This is a genomic window from uncultured Fibrella sp., from assembly GCF_964250085.1.
GTDB lineage: Bacteria > Bacteroidota > Bacteroidia > Cytophagales > Spirosomataceae > Fibrella.
The window spans coordinates 620780-637190 of the sequence record NZ_CAXUEC010000003.1; the positions used below are offsets into that span (position 1 = coordinate 620780).

The 16411-nt window shown below is 53.6% G+C and carries 14 protein-coding genes; 5 read left to right on the forward strand and 9 right to left on the reverse strand.

Going from position 1 to position 16411, the window contains the following annotated elements; all coding sequences use genetic code 11:
• From ACFE8Q_RS12065 to ACFE8Q_RS12075, 3 genes are all read right to left on the reverse strand, one after another.
• Positions 1–507, reverse strand: a complete 507-nt coding sequence (locus ACFE8Q_RS12065) for a DUF2271 domain-containing protein (protein ID WP_375445648.1) — start codon at positions 505–507, stop codon at positions 1–3.
• Between the two features lie 5 nt (positions 508–512).
• Positions 513–2069, reverse strand: a complete 1557-nt coding sequence (locus ACFE8Q_RS12070) for an ankyrin repeat domain-containing protein (protein ID WP_375445649.1) — start codon at positions 2067–2069, stop codon at positions 513–515.
• A 179-nt stretch (positions 2070–2248) separates the two neighbouring features.
• Complete coding sequence (locus tag ACFE8Q_RS12075; RefSeq protein WP_375445650.1) at positions 2249–4675, reverse strand: TonB-dependent siderophore receptor; 2427 nt, start codon at positions 4673–4675, stop codon at positions 2249–2251.
• 96 nt (positions 4676–4771) lie between these two features.
• Here ACFE8Q_RS12075 and ACFE8Q_RS12080 point away from each other — a divergent pair, with 96 nt between their 5' ends.
• The 3 genes from ACFE8Q_RS12080 (at position 4772) to ACFE8Q_RS12090 (ending at position 8684) form a co-directional block, all read left to right on the forward strand.
• Complete coding sequence (locus ACFE8Q_RS12080) at positions 4772–5776, forward strand: helix-turn-helix transcriptional regulator (RefSeq protein WP_375445651.1); 1005 nt, start codon at positions 4772–4774, stop codon at positions 5774–5776.
• 206 nt (positions 5777–5982) lie between these two features.
• Positions 5983–6981 (forward strand): pectinesterase family protein, encoded by a 999-nt coding sequence (locus ACFE8Q_RS12085; protein WP_375445652.1) that lies wholly within the window; start codon positions 5983–5985, stop codon positions 6979–6981.
• Between the two features lie 20 nt (positions 6982–7001).
• Positions 7002–8684: a glycoside hydrolase 43 family protein gene (locus ACFE8Q_RS12090; protein ID WP_375445653.1), complete on the forward strand. Its 1683-nt coding sequence runs from the start codon at positions 7002–7004 to the stop codon at positions 8682–8684.
• Positions 8685–8855: 171 nt separating this feature from the next.
• Here the strand turns inward: ACFE8Q_RS12090 and ACFE8Q_RS12095 are convergent, their stop codons facing one another.
• The 6 genes from ACFE8Q_RS12095 to ACFE8Q_RS12120 form a co-directional block, all read right to left on the reverse strand.
• Positions 8856–9779, reverse strand: coding sequence for an alpha/beta hydrolase (locus ACFE8Q_RS12095; RefSeq protein ID WP_375445654.1), 924 nt, complete (start codon positions 9777–9779; stop codon positions 8856–8858).
• Between the two features lie 14 nt (positions 9780–9793).
• Positions 9794–10636: a metallophosphoesterase family protein gene (locus ACFE8Q_RS12100; RefSeq protein ID WP_375445655.1), complete on the reverse strand. Its 843-nt coding sequence runs from the start codon at positions 10634–10636 to the stop codon at positions 9794–9796.
• Positions 10637–10749: 113 nt separating this feature from the next.
• A complete protein-coding gene (locus ACFE8Q_RS12105; protein ID WP_375445656.1) occupies positions 10750–11526 on the reverse strand; it encodes a hypothetical protein in 777 nt (258 codons plus the stop codon).
• Positions 11513–12817: a glycerophosphodiester phosphodiesterase gene (locus ACFE8Q_RS12110; RefSeq protein ID WP_375445657.1), complete on the reverse strand. Its 1305-nt coding sequence runs from the start codon at positions 12815–12817 to the stop codon at positions 11513–11515. Before ACFE8Q_RS12110 ends, ACFE8Q_RS12105 begins: the two co-directional genes overlap by 14 nt.
• A 22-nt stretch (positions 12818–12839) precedes the next feature.
• A complete protein-coding gene (locus tag ACFE8Q_RS12115) occupies positions 12840–13640 on the reverse strand; it encodes a hypothetical protein (protein ID WP_375445658.1) in 801 nt (266 codons plus the stop codon).
• Positions 13641–13711: 71 nt separating this feature from the next.
• A complete protein-coding gene (locus ACFE8Q_RS12120; protein WP_375445659.1) occupies positions 13712–15214 on the reverse strand; it encodes a sodium:solute symporter in 1503 nt (500 codons plus the stop codon).
• Between the two features lie 104 nt (positions 15215–15318).
• Here ACFE8Q_RS12120 and ACFE8Q_RS12125 point away from each other — a divergent pair, with 104 nt between their 5' ends.
• Together ACFE8Q_RS12125 and recR are read left to right on the forward strand one after the other, a co-directional pair.
• Entirely contained in the window at positions 15319–15597 is a 279-nt protein-coding gene (locus ACFE8Q_RS12125) for an ATP-dependent Clp protease adaptor ClpS (RefSeq protein ID WP_375445660.1), read from the forward strand.
• Positions 15598–15706: 109 nt separating this feature from the next.
• On the forward strand, positions 15707–16324 hold the full coding sequence (gene recR / locus ACFE8Q_RS12130) for a recombination mediator RecR (protein WP_375445661.1): 618 nt from the start codon (positions 15707–15709) through the stop codon (positions 16322–16324).
• Positions 16325–16411: the final 87 nt, after the last annotated feature.

Consider the following 16411-nt stretch of genomic DNA (forward strand, 5'->3'; position numbering starts at 1 on the left):
TTAATTGCTGGTGTTTGGGCTAAACCGAACATAGCGGATGTAGCCCGTCCCTTCGTTTTTGGCGGCGAGTGCCTCCGTCGTCAGTGGAATCTCCAGATCTTTTACGTAGTAGGGTTTGTCTTCAACCGCGCTTTCAAAACGCAGTTTATAATCCTTATTCAGTTTTGCGCTTTCGATCTCCAGCACCGTCACACTGCGGTCGCCCCCGGCCACCGATGCCCCGGTTATGGTGCTGATATCAGTCCGTTTTTTGGCATAGGCCTTGTGCCATTCCTTCACGTCCGGGTACCATTTCTTGTTCGAACCGAGCACATAAAGGGTTTTATCGTAGGCCCCTTTCCCATTGATGAGCGACACCACGATATAAGCGCCTTCACCCATATAGTTGGTCATCTGGATCATGCACTTATACTTGGTGGTGGCAGCAGACTGTTGAGCCAATGATGCCGATGGATTGGCAAAAGCCAGCGCCAGCACCACTAGACCGATTTTAGGCAAATAAGACATAGTACTTATTTCAGAAAATTAACGGATACGTTGTTTTTAGCCAGTGATTCATTTTCGCTGGCCAGATCGAAAGCGGTTTCTTTGAAGTTGGTGGCAATGTCTTTCTTCGCGCCGATCGACAGCAGGTATTTCAGCATGGTGTCGTCTTTCGAGATCATCGCTGCTTTGTGCAGGGCAGTGAGGCCCTCTTTGTTCCGGGCGTTCACATCCAGTTGAAGAGGCTCCAGCTGCTTCATCAATGAAAGATCATTCCTGGCAACGGCTAAGTGGTATAAAGTGTTGCCATTTTGCTGCGGTGCCTTAACATCAAGCCCTTTGTCCTGAAGCAACTTTAGTTTGGTATCGAAGTCGTCTGCCTGTGGTCCGTTCTCGGGGCGGGGCGCAGTGGCACCTTCGGGGCGCATCCCGCCAGCCATACCACCTGGTCCAGGTCCGGCAGCACCGGCCGGGCGATACCCCTGCACCAGATAGGCAACCAGATTATCGCCTGCTTTATCGGTCACGTTACTGGCTGCCCCTTTGCTAAGCAGGTACGCTACTACGTCGGGTGAGTTTCCACGCACCGCCATTGCCAGCGCCGTTACGCCTTTCTGGTTGCCCTGATTGATATTTTTTACCTTGGGCATCAGCAACTCGAACGTACCCAGATCACGATTACCCGCCGCAGCGTTCATAAACGGCGTGTTCCCATCTTCGTCGGGCTGATTTACGTCGGCACCCTTACGCAGGAAATAGTCGATCAGTGCGTTTTGCCCCGGCCGACGGACCAGCGCGTGCAGCGCATTTTCGCCGTTTTTATTAACAGCCGCAGGTTTTACACCCGCGCTTTCCAGATACTGAAACACCTCCATAGGCGCTGGCCCCCGGCGCGAGCCCTGCGCCGCCATGATCATGGCATTTGGATCGATGGGTACTCCCCGCTGCTGAAGGGCTTTCAGCACGTCGATGTTACCACTCCGGGCCGCGTAGCCGAACGCGTTAATACCAGCCGCATCGGTACTTTTCAGATCCAGCCCTTTCAACACGAAATAATCCGTGATTTTGAGGTCTTTATCGTTGGCAATAGCCAGTAGTAGCGCATTGGCGCCGTCGTGGTTGACATCTTTTTTCAGATTGGCTCCACCCTTGATAAGTACGTCGTAGATATGCGTATCAGCCACCCCGGCACCAGCCGCGAAGTTCAGCGGCGTGGTTCCATGACTATCCTCTACACTGGCCTTAGCCCCTTTGCCTAGCAGGTATTCCACAATCTCGATGTTACCCCGAAAAGCGGCCCAGTGCAAATAGATGCGGCTATCGTGGGTCACTTTATTAACGTCATTACCCGGCTGCGACAACAGGTATTTGATTGTCTCGTTTGGTGCCTGCGCGTTGATCGCCAGCACCACGGGGTCGAAACTGTTGGCGTTGAACTGCGCCGGACTATTTCCCTGCTCAACAGCGGCTTTCACCGTGCCTATGTCCGGTTTAGCCTGCCAGAACGATTGCTCAAGCAACACGTTTTTCTGCGCCTGGGCGGAGAGAGAAATGCCTAACAATAGAGCTATGGCTACTTTTTTCATGCTATTATTCGAGGGTTGACAAGCTGACCTACTGGCTCTGTCTATGTGTTAATCAGAAACGGCCTGCAATTTAATAGGAATTAGTCTAAATAAGCACAACTCTGACAGTATAAATTGGCAGCAACAAGTTGCAGTTACCAATTTATACTGTCAGAGTTGCTCTGTTTACGCTGCCCTACTTAGAATCGGTACGATAGGGTTGTGATAAACTGACGCGGAGGAATGGGCATGATGCTGTACCGGTCGTGAATCAGGTAATTCAATTCATTGGTGATGTTAGACACCTTGGCGAGTATCGATACTTTCCGGTATGTATAGCCAGCCGACAGGTCGAACGTGGTGAATCCCGTCAGCGGAATCAGGCGGCTGAATTCCGGGGTTTGGCCATACGTGTTGTTGTTGCCGCCGTAGCGAGCACCCGTATAGAAGGCCGATGCACCCAGTTTCAGGCCCCGAAGCTGGGGCAGATCAAACGTGTAAAACACCGTTGCATTGGCCGTATGAGCCGGGTTATTCGTCAGGCGCTCTCCTTCAATGGGCGACCCTTTGACAAGCGACGCTTTGGTGTACCGCATGTAATTGTAGCCATAGCCCGTGATGAAGAAGAAATTCTTCGACAGGTTACCAGTCAGATCTACCTCCAGTCCGTCGCTGGTGGTTTGGCCCGTAAATTCTTTCACGTTGGCATCGGCATTGGCTGTACCGTCGGCTTTGAGCGGTGCCATCTGGGCAAAGTTGCTGTTTACAATGTGGTAAACGCCGAGGTTAGCCGTGATCCGACCATTAAACAACTCGTTTTTTACGCCCGCTTCAAACTGGTCAACAATCGAAGGCTTCAGGATCTGTCCGTAAATATCGACGCCCGTATTAATGGTGAAGTTGTTTGAATAGCTGCCGAAAAACGAGGTCGTTCTGGTTGGCTGATACATCAGCGCCACTTTAGGCGAGAACGCAGCATCCGTTTTTGTTTCGGCGGCTCCCCGCGTTTCCACCTGAGTCAGCAGGTTTAGAACCGTGGTCTGAATCGTCCGTTGCTGCGACCACCGGATACCGGCCAGCACCTTCACTTTCTCAGACAGGCTGATCAAATCCTGCGCGTATACGCCCAACCGCGTTGAGGGTGACGTTGTCCGGCTCGTTGCCGTGGCATCAGGAATATCCGTGCGGGCTTCGTACTGGCTCGGATTCAGGATATTGATCTTATCGTACGTTGTTTTTCCTGCCCCATAATTCACTGTATACGAGTTACTTTCACTTATGATCTGAACCAGGTCGCTACCCACCAGTAGCTGGTGGCCAATCCTACCCGTGCTGAATCGTCCGTTGAGGTTTACCTGGCCGGTAGCGTTATTTTCTTTGGTCATGGTCCGGCTGAGCGTGCGCGTCCAGTCGCCCGTGGCCGAGACGGTATTGTTGGGCACGCCCGCCCCGTAGGCAGATACCCCGGTTCCCTGTGCAGAGGCAATAGCGGTTAATTTCCAGTTGGGATTGAAGGCGTGATCGATGTTCAGCGAGCCCGACGTCTGGTTCACGTTGTTGTAGGCCCAGGGCGTATTGATAAACCGCGAACGGGGTACGTTGGGGATGATGGCGTCCTGGTTCGCATTCAGGGAACCAATACCGTTGTCCGGCGTCAAATCCGATTTCAGGTAGTCACCCTGAAGCAGCACGGTTGTTTTCTGACCCAGTTTGTAGAGCAGCGATGGATTGACATACACGCGGTTCGTTTTAACCACATCCCGGTAGCTTTGTCCCGTTTCATACGTACCTACAACCCGAAAAGCCAGGTTCTTCGCCAGCGGGCCGTACAGGTCAACGATGGGTTTCAGCAGCCCGAAACTTCCGGCCCGCATCGATACTTCGCCGCCATACTCAAACTTCGGTTTTTTGGTGACCATGTTGATGATCAGCCCGCCCGATACGTTACCGTATAAGAGTGCCGAACTGCCTTTCAGCACTTCTACCGATTCCAGCGTGCTGGCTTCGGGGAAACCCATTGTGTTGGAGATAACCCCGTTTTTGAAGATACTACCACCCGCGCCGGCAATGCCAATGCTGTAGCCGCGGGCCGAAAATGTTTCGGCCACGCCACCCCGTTGCTGGGTTAGCGACACACCGCTCACATTTTTAAGTACGTCGCCCAGACGGGATGCCTGCTGATTGGCGATGACCACGCTGCTCACTGTACCCGTCATCTGGGGCAGGTCCAGCGGGGCAATCATTGCTTTGCCCAACGTAACGGCTTTGTTACTGCTTCTCACTTCCACCTCGCTCAGTTGCACCGAGTTCTCGGCCAGTGAAAAGTCAAGTTGAGTGGCCTTCCCCGCCTCAACTACCACGGCCTTATCCTGAGTTTGCAACCCCACAAACGTTACCTGCATGGTGTAGGTGCCGGGGCTAACGCCTTTCAACTGGAAGGTGCCGTCTTCGGCGGTGAGCGTTCCTTTGCGGATTTCCTTCAGGCTTACGTTGACAAATGAAGCCGGGTTACCATCACTGGTTTGTACACGCCCACTAATTGACCCGTAGGTCTGGGCTAAAAGCGGTGCTGTACATAACGTTGAGAGGATGATACAGAAAGCGAAAAGCGAATAAATATTCTTCATCTTATTTAGACCAATTATAATTTGATGCAAATTTGGGGCTCGAATCGGTACGGTAGGTATCGCAATTGGGAGTTTCCCTATCGTAAATGGGCCAAAATGGACATAATAATTAAGGCGGAAAGCGTCGACATACTCCTGCGACGGGAAGCGCTGGCAGCGACCGATGAGTCAATTGAGCCCTTTCAGGAAAGGCTGGTCACCATTCAGCACGAGCAGATCGGCACAATCACCGATACGCAGTTGACGACGGGAAATTTTTTCCTGGCTCACTCCAGCTTTCAACTAACTCAGCCCATTCAGGTGATCGAAGAGGTGGAGCAGGAGGTTATTCAACTCCACTTTGCCTTGCAGGGAGACAGCCTGGCTCAGCCGGGAGGAAAGTCAACCCAGCAACGCTTCTCGACGGGCCAGCACAACGTTTGTTACCTGCCCCAGTCGAAGAGCGTGTATGCCTACCCGGCAGCAACGCAGTCGCTGGACTATACGGCGATTATTATTCCCAAAGACGTGTACACGCGCCTGATTCCCGCCGGCAGTGAGTTATATCGGCACCTGGGGCCGCTCATTACCCAGCAGAAAGCCAGATTTTGCAATGCAAAAAACCTGCCTATAACCCCATCTATGGAGTGGTTGATCCGGGATATGCGGTCGAGCCATCGAACCGGTTCGCTGAAGCGGCTCTTCCTGGAATCGAGGACAACGGAGTTACTCCTGCTTCAACTGGAGCAGATGCAGGGAACATCCCTTGTTGTTTCGTCGAAAAAGGCGGATACCAATAAAATCCATGAGGCCCGCGAACTGCTGGATGCCCGCTACCCGGATTCACCCACAATCGTTGAACTGGCCAGGCTCGTTGGCCTGAACGAATTCAATCTCAAACGTGGGTTCAAGGAGCAGATGGGAACAACTATTCTTGGCTACATCACCCAGCGGCGGATGGAAGACGCTAGGCGGTTTCTGCTGGAAGGAGACAAGTCTATTAGTGAGATTTCGTACTGGGTAGGCTACAAAAATCCAGCTCATTTTACCGTTGCTTTTAAACACTACTTCGGTATGCTGCCAAGCACGGTCCGTCAGCAGGGAAGCAACACCCATCCCTGACCCGGTCAACCGTTTCAGCCAGTAAGCAGATGCTACCGGAACGTACCGGCTACCGGGTGGCTCATCGCGAACCGGTTGGCAACGTTCCCGGCAACGATTGCGCAGAAAAAGTCGGGAACCTGCTGGTATGTTCCGATGGTCTCTTGACTTTAGTGGGTGCATATACCAACATCTCACCGTTCACCTAACCCAGTTACCCAATTTCGATGTCCCGATTTACATTGCTCGGTTTCCTGCTGATCTGGACCCACAGTTTACTGGCACAAACAACCAGCCCGGCATCGGCAACGTACCCAGCTTCGTTTACGGTGTCGCAGGACGGTAGCGGTAGTTTCAAAACCATTCAGGAAGCTGTCAACGCTTTCCGCGACCATTCGCAGGTACGTGTCACCCTGTACGTCAGGAATGGCGTTTATGCCGAAAAAGTGGTCATTCCGTCCTGGAAACCCAACATTCATCTCATTGGCGAAAGTAAAACGGGCGTCATCATCACGGGCGACGACTTTTCGGGAAAAGCATTTCCCGGCGGGAAAGACGCTACTGGCCGGGACAAGTTCAGCACCTACACCTCGTATGTCGTGCTCGTCGATGCGCCCGATATCATTCTCGAAAACCTGACGATCCGCAACACGGCCGGGCGCGTTGGGCAGGCCGTGGCCCTGCATGTCGAGGGCGACCGGTTCGTTTGCAAAAACTGCGTGTTGCTCGGCAATCAGGACACACTATTTGCGGCGGCAGAAGGGAGTCGGCAATATTACGACAACTGCCAGATCGAAGGCACGACTGATTTTATCTTCGGAAAATCGGTAGCGGTCTTTCAGTCGTGCACCATTAAAAGCCTGACCAACTCGTACATTACCGCCGCCGCAACGCCTGATTACCAACCGTATGGCTTCGTCTTTTTCGACTGCAAACTGATCGCCGATGAGGCGGCTGCGAAGGTGTTTCTGGGTCGGCCGTGGCGGCCAAATGCCAAAACGATCTTCATCCGAACTGAGATGGGAAGCCACATTGTACCCGAAGGCTGGAACAACTGGAACAACCCGGCGAACGAAAAAACGGTTGTCTATGCCGAATATGGCAGCAGCGGTGCCGGGAGCAACCCATCGAAACGGGCAGCGTGGTCGAAGCAGTTAACAGCCAGAGAAGCAAACCGGTATACCCTGCCAACCGTCTTCTCAGGTACGTCTGCCTGGATGCCATGAACCGCCTGACCAGTTAAAAAATGAATCGTCTGTCACTACCGATCCTGGCTGTTTTTGCCAGCTTTGCCGCCATTGCCCAGCCCAACAAGCAACCGGCACCAACTCCGCCGCTTACGCGGTCTGTTTCCAGGGTTTGGGTGGCCGATCTGGGAAATGGAACGTATAAAAACCCGGTGCTGAACGCCGATTATTCGGACCCCGATGTCTGTCGCGTTGGGGCCGATTACTACCTGGTTGCGTCCAGCTTCGACGCCATTCCCGGACTTCCCATCCTGCATTCGCGGGATTTGGTCAACTGGACAGTCATTGGTCATGCGTTGAAGCGACAACCCCCATTCGACCATTTCGAGAAAACCCAGCATGGCAACGGCGTTTGGGCTCCTGCCATCCGATTTCATAACAATGAATTTTACCTCTACTACCCTGACCCTGATTTCGGCATTTACCTGACCAAAGCCACCAATCCGGCGGGACCCTGGTCGGAGCCGGTACTGGTGGAAGGGGGTAAGGGGCTGATTGACCCGTGCCCGCTTTGGGACGACGACGGGCAGGTTTATCTGGTACATGGCTGGGCAGGGAGCCGGGCTGGTATCAAAAGCATTATCACGGTTAAGAAGCTCAGCAAAGACGGCCGGAAAGTCATGGATGAAGGCGTGATCGTGTATGACGGGCACGAAACCGACCCCACCATCGAAGGACCAAAAGCGTATAAACGAAACGGCTACTATTACCTCTTTGCACCCGCTGGCGGCGTCTCGACCGGCTGGCAACTGGTTTTGCGGGCCAGAAACATCTACGGCCCTTACGAACGCAAAGTGGTTATGGATCAGGGCAGTACGTCCATCAATGGGCCTCATCAGGGGGCGTGGGTGACTGCCAATGCGGGGAAAACGGAAGAAGACTGGTTTCTGCATTTTCAGGACAAAGAGGCGTATGGCCGGGTGGTTCATCTTCAGCCCATGACGTGGGTCAACGACTGGCCGGTGATCGGCGTTGACAAAGACGGCGATGGGAAGGGCGAACCCGTGCTGACCTACCGCAAACCGGCCGTTGGCAGGACGTACCCAATGGCCACGCCCGCCGAATCGGATGAGTTTACTACGCGCTCGCTGGGTCTGCAATGGCAGTGGCAGGCGAACCCGAAAGGCGTCTGGCACACAACCAGCAATCAGGGATTTCTGCGGCTATATTCGTATAAAGTACCCGATGAGGCAAAGAACTATTGGGACGTACCTAACCTGCTGATGCAGAAGTTCCCGGCCGAAACGTTCATGGCTACGACTAAACTCACATTCAAACCAAACACAAAGCTGGTCAATGAAAAAACGGGGCTGATCGTGATGGGCATGAGCTACGCCGGACTGGCGCTGAAAACGGATAAAGAAGGTGTGTCGCTGGTTTACACGCTTTGTCAGAAGGCTGCCGACGGAAAACCGGAAGCCGAGACCCTGATCACCCGACTCAACGGGTCTGCCCCTATTTACCTGCGCGTTGAGGTGACCAATGGGGCCAAATGCCAGTTTAGCTACAGCCTGGACGGGCAGACTTTCACCAAAGCAGGAGCCGTTTTTCAGGCGGAGGTAGGCCGATGGATTGGCGCGAAAATGGGCCTCTACTGCACACGCACTACCCAGATCAACGATTCTGGCTACGCCGACTACGATTGGTTCCGCGTTGAACCGGTGCCAAGTGTAGGCAACTGAGTTTGACCTTTGAGTGTGTTGCTTCGCGAGGTAGGCCCTTCGACTAGGCTCAGGGTGACAATCCCACTCAAGGTTGTCATTCACATCCTGATGTGTCCTGTCACCCTGAGCCTGTCGAAGGGCCTACCTCGCGAAGCAATACACACCGCGTAGCACCTAGTTAAACAACAGTTAACGATTGCTTTCTGTGAGGATGTTCATTTCATGCATCCAGCTTTCGCAGAGCGTCACCCATTGCTGCGTAGAGCCGGGGTTGTTCCGAAGGGCAATTGCATGGGCACCCTGCGGAAAAATGTGCAGACTCGACGGAATTTTCCGGTCGACCAGCGCCTGATAAAAAAGCAGGCTGTTTCGCTGATCGACGCCCGTATCGTTGAAGGCATGCACCAGAAAGCAGGGCGGCGTGGTGGCCGTCACGGCGTTTTCCAACGAATAGGTTTTCAGCATTTCGGGCGTTGGGGTTGGGCCTAACAGATTTTTTCGGCTACCGGCATGGGCATAGTGCCCCATCGTGATCACGGGTGATATCAGAATGGCAAAATCAGGCCGGAAGCCAAACCGGCTGGTCGAATCCCCAATCGTCGACACGTCGCTGGTTGCCGCGGCCAGCAACGCCGCCAGATGACCACCCGCCGACGTACCCAGAATGCCAACTTTATCCGGTTTGATACCCCATCTGGTCGCGTTGGCCCGGATCAGGCGCATGGCGCGCTGTGCGTCCTGCAACGGCCCCAGTTCTCGCTGCTTCAGGTCTGGTGAGTTCGGCAGTCGGTAGTTCAGCACAAATGCGCTAATCCCCATGGTGTTGAACCACTTAGCCAGTTGCTGACCACTGATGATATAGGCGAGGCGCTCGTAACCGCCACCGGGACAGATAATCACGGCGGCCCCTTTGTTTTCCTGCATCGACGGAAAAAACGTGTACATGCCAGGGGTTCCAACCCGATAAATCCGCTCGTTGGCGATGCTATCCGTCAGCACCATTCCCTTAGAATTGGGCATCTTACCAGCAGGCCACAACGGCATAAACTGTTGCGCTGTAGCAACGTACCCAGTAAGCAGAAACAGGAAAAGCGACAAACGGAAGAGAGGCATGAGCGATAGGTTAATCAGACTACGAATCCGTAGCCGTCTTCAAAATGTTTCTGATCCTCGGCCAGTCGATGCGACCAGACATGCAGGTTGTCTTCTTCGCGCCGGACGGTCAGGTAGTGAAACATCGGTTTATAGTCGATGGCCCGGTCGTCGAATTTGAACGGATTTTTGTGCATCGGCTGGTGTAAGCCACCACCACCGCCAATGACCAGGAATACTTTGCCGCCCACTTCAAATTTCTCAAAGGCGTGTGCGTGGCCCGTAATGAACAGTTTAGCCTTTTTCGACTCCTGATACGGCTGCACAAACCGTTGCTGAACCGGTTTGCTCGACCCCACCAGCCGGCTATTTGAAAACGGAGCGTAATGAGTCGTCACGATCACCGCCCGAATAGCAGGGTCTTCGTCGTAGGTACGTAGCGTTTCTTCGTAGAACGCCTGCTGTTGCTTCTGCTGATCCAGCGTCAGGGTGCTGAAATTCGAGTTCAGGAGCACAACCCCTACCCCATCGGTCACGTGCGAATAGCCCGTAGGTACGTGGTCGGGAAAACGTTTCTGGAAGTTGCGCTGCCCTTTTTTAGGTCGCCCCATCACATCATGATTCCCCATAATGGCTTTAACGTCGATCCCCGCTTCTTCACAATTAGCCAGAAACGTATCGACCATCGGCCAGGCCGCATTTTTATAACCCAGCACCACCACATCGCCCAGCCAGTAGAGCGTTTCCGGGCATCTTTTCAGTATTTCCCGAAAGATGGCCTGGGTGGCCTTTACATTATTACGCTGCTTTAAAAACAGGGCCTCTATCCACATAGGAGCCTGTGTATCAGCAAGAAAGGCTAAAATAGGAGAATCCAAGATAGTCTCAGGTTTCAGGTCCAGGTGTCAAGTGTCAAGTGCGCTACTGATCAACGGGATGATTAGTCTGTAACGTACTTGACACCTGAAACCTGACACTACTAATTATGTTTTTACCAGGTCAATGCCCGCCATACCAGCGTTGCCTGCGCAATGAAACAGGCGTCATTGGTCTGGCTGGCGTCGTACCATTTAAGTTCGGCGGCGATGCCCAGGTTTTTGGTGATGGGCTGGGTGTACGTACCTGCCGCCATCCAGCCAATACTGAAGGTGCTTCCCCGGGTTACGCCATCATAATTGAGGTGCGAATTGATCAGATAGGGTCCCGTTCCAGCGTAGAGCGCAAAGCGTTTTACCACCGACATGGAGAAGACGGCCAGAATAGGAATGGCTGATACACGTACACTGGCCGGCTGGTCATTGACTGTACCGGAATACTTGTACATGCCCACATAGCCCGTTTCAACACCGATCCGCAACCGGTGGTCGGTTTGCCACATCAACCGCAGGGAAAGGGGAAACCCGACAGGAACCTTCCGCTCATCGCTAAGGCTACCCGGCGTTCGTATTGGTGCCGAGTATAGCGACAGCCCCGCGCCAGCATACACCAATAGCCGGAAAAGCCCCCGATTTGGATGGACTGAATCCGGTTTGACCACCAACAGTTGATCAGGACTTACTTTCCGGGGGGTTCCCTTGCGCGTATACGCCGGTTTGTACGGACTGATGGCGGGTTGCGGACGACGGGGCCGCTTTGCCCGGGTCGCTTTTTTCGTACCCGGTTTGGGCGGCTGCGTGGGTTGCTGAGCCAGCGTCAGCGAGACAACAGCCAGCCAAAGCAACCCAACAAGCCCCCACTTTCTGAGTCGGTAAATGCTATTGCTGTACATAATGGTAGTAGGCCACAATGGGCGCGTAGTTGGAAAGAATACCGTCGAAGGTGTCGTTCTCGATAAACTGCTGAATGAATTCAGGTACGTCGAGGGTCCAGACAAACACCTTTCGGCCCTGCTGCTGCATCGCCAGCGTCGACGGAATCTGTTCGCCCAACGTCCAGCGGGGTGCCCACACCTTCGCGTTGATCCGGCGGGCTATACTGGTATCCAGTTCGCAGATCGAGAGCAGATTCTGGTGATCAGCCAGTTGTTCGAACTGGTCTACCCGTTCCTGGGCTGGAAGGCCAATGTAAATATTGAGCCGTCGGCCCTGCTGGGCGGCGCGTTGCAGGTACGTCTGCTGGATTGACCGGATGAGTTCCATGTCGCGCACATCCTTGGAGTCGAGCCAGACGGTTTCCAGGGCCGTATCGTTCAGCACAGCATCGAGCACCTGGGTCAGCATGGGAATTTTTTCGCCGTTTCGTAGCCGGACGAAGGCACTCAATTGATCGTAGGTGTAGTTTTCAACGGCACCGATCAGGCCCGTCTTCTGGGTCAGGCGCAGGTTCAACTGGTTATCGTGGTAAATGATGGGCGTCCCGTCTTTAGTCTGCCGAATGTCGATCTCCACCCCTGTTGCGCCCAACCGTTCGGCCAGCCGGATAATCTCAACGCTGTTTTCCGAAGCCGGCAACAGGTCGGAGGTACGTCCCCCACCCCGGTGCGCCAGTATCTGGAAAGGTTTTTTGTTGAGCGGTCGGTTGTACGAGAGTGTCAGTGGCTGGTTTCGTGCGCCATCGCCGGTGCCGTATACGCCCTTGAAAATAACATCGCCTTTCTTAAAGGCAGTGCAGCAGTCCGGGGCCAGGAGCGCACTGGCTCCACTGGCTTTTAATACTACAAAGCGGGCAGTACCCGTTTCAGCATTCACCAGTCGACGCCAGAACCCTTCAAACACAAGGGAATCACCAACCTGCCGACCTTCAAGCACAAAAAAAGCGGCCTGTGGTTCGCAGAAAAGCGACATGTAATGGGTAGTGTCGCCCGGCGCTTTTACCAGATAGCTCCACTTAGCTACAATCTCATTACCAAATATAGCCGACCCATCCGATGCCTGATACACCCCTTCACAGGCTTTCCGCGTTTGGCTGTAGAGTAGTTTGGCTCCTTCGGTACTCAACTCGCCATTCAATACTTTGGGAATCAGAACGGTGTCATTAAGTCCCGGTCGGCAACTGGCCAGATACACTGTCCAGGCGATGAGCAGGCTGTAGATGATAAAGCGAAAAGAGGGCAGTTTCATAAAATCGATGTTGAGTAGGGCTTCATAAGAAGAAGCCAATAAACGCTTCCGGGTAAAAAATATTCCGGTCGAAGGTGTCGTACAGCGACCAGAACTGCCAGTTAAAGTTGGTATATAAGGCCCGGAAACCGAGGGCAACGTGACGACGCCCAAAAAACGCCTGCTCCAGGGTTACCGTGGCCCCGTAGCCGTTCAGCAGCACCTCACCGCGCTCACTGACCGTCTGGCCAACCCGCGACCGGTAATAAAGCCCCAGGTCTACCTCACCCCGCAGCGTTACCAGCAAATCGCGCGATGACCGGAAGCCAATGGCCAGATTGGGCGTTCCCTGAATGCCAAAGCCCCGGTTGTTGAATTGGGCCAGTTGCAACGACCCAAACCAGGCCCCGGCGTCGGCCCCTACCGAGGCATAAAAGCGCCCTTTTATCGGGCGGCTATAGCGCAAACCTACTGCGCCGTAGTTTTGTAGAAATTGAAAGGTAAACTGCCCCGTCAGCGCCAGATCCTTGGTCAGGCCGCGCAACACCCGGAGATCGCCCGCCGGTATACTAATCTGAACCTCTTCGGTAATATCCCGCGGCGACGTGGTGAACGTCACGCCGAGCGTGGCCCGGTTGGTCCCCTTAGCAACCGCACCTGGAAAATGGACAAAAGGAATTCGGGGCGACGTTGAATCGACGGGCGCAACAAACTCCCCTTTCTGGTAGGTTCTCCGGTATGGATTGACGGGTTTGCGCGGTCGGCGGCGCGTCCGTTCCTGTGCGGATACAGACTGTAAGCCGAGCCCGGTCAGGATCAGCAGTAACGTAAAGAAGCGTAGCATGATAGAGAATGGAGTACACGTCACCTGGCGTGTACTAGCATAACGCCATCAGCCCAAAAAAGTTAGCTTTCCTACTGTACCGCCACGCTGGCCTCTTGCTGAACAGCAGGCACATTGATCGATAACGCCCAGAGCCCGATATAGGTTAGCAGCCCGTTGAGCAGCAGCCGCTCGAAGCTGAATGTATAACCATTGAACCACTCAGCCGAATGGGCATTGACATAGTAGGTCAGCAAGGGCGACAGCACACAGATAATCGGCACAAACCGGTCGCGCACCGGCCGGTTGTTGAACAGCCCAAACGAGTAAAGACCAAGCAACGGACCATACGTATACCCTGCCAGATCGAATACCGCCGTAATGACATCGCCGCTACTTAGCCGGTTGAAGATTACGATCACGATCCAAAACAGGACAGAAAAGCCGATATGTACCCAGTGTTTAATGCGGGCCCGCTCTACCTCAGGCTTCGTCTCCACGTTCATAAAGTCGATACAGAACGAGGTAGTCAGGGCCGTCAGCGCGGAGTCGGACGAGGCGTAGGTGGCGGCGGTGATGCCCAGCAGGAAGGTTATTCCCACCACGGGGCCAAAGTGGTTCAGGGCCAGCAGCGGATATAGTTCGTCGGTCTTTGCGGGCAGCGCAATCCCCTTCGTCGTGGCGTAGATATAAAGCAGGGCACCCAGGCACAGAAACATGAAGTTGACCAATGTGAGCGTGATCGTGAACCAGAACATGTTTTTTTGCGCCTCGCCGATATTCTTGCAGGTCAGGTTTTTCTGCATCAGGTCCTGATCTAGGCCGGTCATCACGATGGCGATGAAAATGCCGGAGATAAACTGTTTCAGGAAGTGACGCGGGTCGTTGATATTCTCGAAGTAGAATATCTGCGAATACGGGCTGGTTTTAATGGCCGTGGTTACCTGGCTAAAGCTCATGTTGAGGTCTCTGGAGATCAACACGATGGTCAGCATAACGGCGGTGACCAGAAACGTGGTCTGGAGCGTGTCGGTGATGATGATCGTTTTCACTCCCCCTTTGAACGTATACAGCCAGATCAGTAAAATAGTGATGGCGACCGATCCGGCAAACGGAATACCCAGATCATTGAAGATGGCAAGCTGCAAAACCCCGGCGGCAACGTACAGCCGAACGGCAGAACCTACCGTACGGGCCAACAGGAAAAAGCCCGCTCCGGTCTTGTACGACCAGAAGCCGAAGCGCTGCTGGAGGTAGCCATAAATCGAGATCAGGTTCAGTCGGTAGTACATCGGCATCAGCACGGTAGCAATGACGTAGTAGCCGATCATGTACCCCAGTACTACCTGGAAGTAGAAGAACCCTTTGTAGCCGTCGAACCCCTTAAAAACGCCCCCTACGGCCCCAGGAACCGATATGAATGTAACGCCCGACAGCGACGTACCGATCATGGCGAAGGCGACCAGGTACCAGGGCGACTGCCGGTTGGCGGTGAAGAATGTGTTGGTATCGGCCCCACGCGAGGTGAAGTAGGATACCGTGATAAGCATGGCAAAATAGGCAATCAGAATGACGAGAGCGATGGTCGAATTCATCCGAACGGGCAACTTTTAGTAGGCTGGCGGGGTTATTTTAACGGGTAATAACCGGCCAAATTTCCGTAAATTTGCCAAAGAATCAACTACCAATCTCTGTTGTTATGATGCCGTTTTTTGAACCTGAGGTAACTGTCATGGACGAAGTTGTCGAAACTGAGGTCTATAACCTGGTTGTCTTCAACGACGAAGTCAATACCTTCGAGTACGTCATCGACACGCTGATCGAAGTTTGTGAGCACTCACCCGAGCAGGCCGAACAGTGTACACTGCTGATTCATTACAAGGGCAAGTGTACCGTCAAGAATGGCGGATTCGAGGAATTGGCCCCCCTCCGCAATGAGATCTGCCGACGCGGTATCTCGGCGGAAGTCCTTAACTGATTTCGGATTTGGGATTGTGGATGTCGGATTTGCTACGCTGCTATTGTGTCAGGCAGTTTCGCTTTCGAACGTCACAATCCGATATCCGCAATCCCAAATCAAAAATCCTTTGGAGTTTCCCTCGAAGCTTATTGAAGACGCCGTAACGGAGGTATCCAAGTTGCCGGGCATTGGCAAAAAAACGGCCCTGCGACTGGTGCTTCACCTCCTGAAACGCGATGAAGAACAAACGCAGACGCTGGCCAACTCACTGACGGAGATGCGCATGAAAGTGCAGTATTGCAAAAAATGCCATAACCTGTCCGACGATACGCTGTGCAGCATCTGCGCCAACCCCCGCCGCGACGGGTCGATCATCTGCGTAGTCGAAGACACGCGCGACGTACTGGCCGTTGAAAATACGGCGCAGTACAAAGGCCTGTATCATGTGCTGGGAGGCATTATCTCGCCCGTTGAAGGCATCGGCCCCAGCGATCTGCACATCGACTCACTGATTCAGCGCCTGACGCAGCAAAGCGAAGATGATGAACCCGTGAAAGAGATTATTCTGGCCCTTAGCCCCACAATGGAAGGTGACACAACGGCCTTTTACCTGCAAAAAAAGCTACGTCCGTTCCAGCTTAAAATCTCGACCATTGCGCGGGGTATACCCATCGGCGGCGACCTCGAATATGCGGATGAAGTAACGCTTGGCCGTAGTATCCTAAGCCGGATCGCCTACGAATAGCCAACGCATAACGTACCTGATCGTCCCGACCTGAACCACACAGGCCGGGATTTTTTCTGTATCACCGATGTAAAAGCAACGTACCAG

Excerpts from the sequence above, each read along its gene's own strand:
- ACFE8Q_RS12115 (WP_375445658.1), bottom strand. The coding sequence starts at position 13,640 with ATGCTACGCTTCTTTACGTTACTGCTGATCCTGACCGGGCTCGGCTTA.
- ACFE8Q_RS12105 (WP_375445656.1), bottom strand. The coding sequence starts at position 11,526 with ATGTACAGCAATAGCATTTACCGACTCAGAAAGTGGGGGCTTGTTGGG.
- ACFE8Q_RS12095 (WP_375445654.1), bottom strand. The coding sequence starts at position 9,779 with ATGCCTCTCTTCCGTTTGTCGCTTTTCCTGTTTCTGCTTACTGGGTAC.
- ACFE8Q_RS12120 (WP_375445659.1), bottom strand. The coding sequence starts at position 15,214 with ATGAATTCGACCATCGCTCTCGTCATTCTGATTGCCTATTTTGCCATG.
- ACFE8Q_RS12065 (WP_375445648.1), bottom strand. The coding sequence starts at position 507 with ATGTCTTATTTGCCTAAAATCGGTCTAGTGGTGCTGGCGCTGGCTTTT.
- ACFE8Q_RS12075 (WP_375445650.1), bottom strand. The coding sequence starts at position 4,675 with ATGAAGAATATTTATTCGCTTTTCGCTTTCTGTATCATCCTCTCAACG.
- ACFE8Q_RS12125 (WP_375445660.1), top strand. The coding sequence starts at position 15,319 with ATGATGCCGTTTTTTGAACCTGAGGTAACTGTCATGGACGAAGTTGTC.
- ACFE8Q_RS12110 (WP_375445657.1), bottom strand. The coding sequence starts at position 12,817 with ATGAAACTGCCCTCTTTTCGCTTTATCATCTACAGCCTGCTCATCGCC.
- ACFE8Q_RS12070 (WP_375445649.1), bottom strand. The coding sequence starts at position 2,069 with ATGAAAAAAGTAGCCATAGCTCTATTGTTAGGCATTTCTCTCTCCGCC.
- ACFE8Q_RS12090 (WP_375445653.1), top strand. The coding sequence starts at position 7,002 with ATGAATCGTCTGTCACTACCGATCCTGGCTGTTTTTGCCAGCTTTGCC.
- ACFE8Q_RS12085 (WP_375445652.1), top strand. The coding sequence starts at position 5,983 with ATGTCCCGATTTACATTGCTCGGTTTCCTGCTGATCTGGACCCACAGT.
- ACFE8Q_RS12080 (WP_375445651.1), top strand. The coding sequence starts at position 4,772 with ATGGACATAATAATTAAGGCGGAAAGCGTCGACATACTCCTGCGACGG.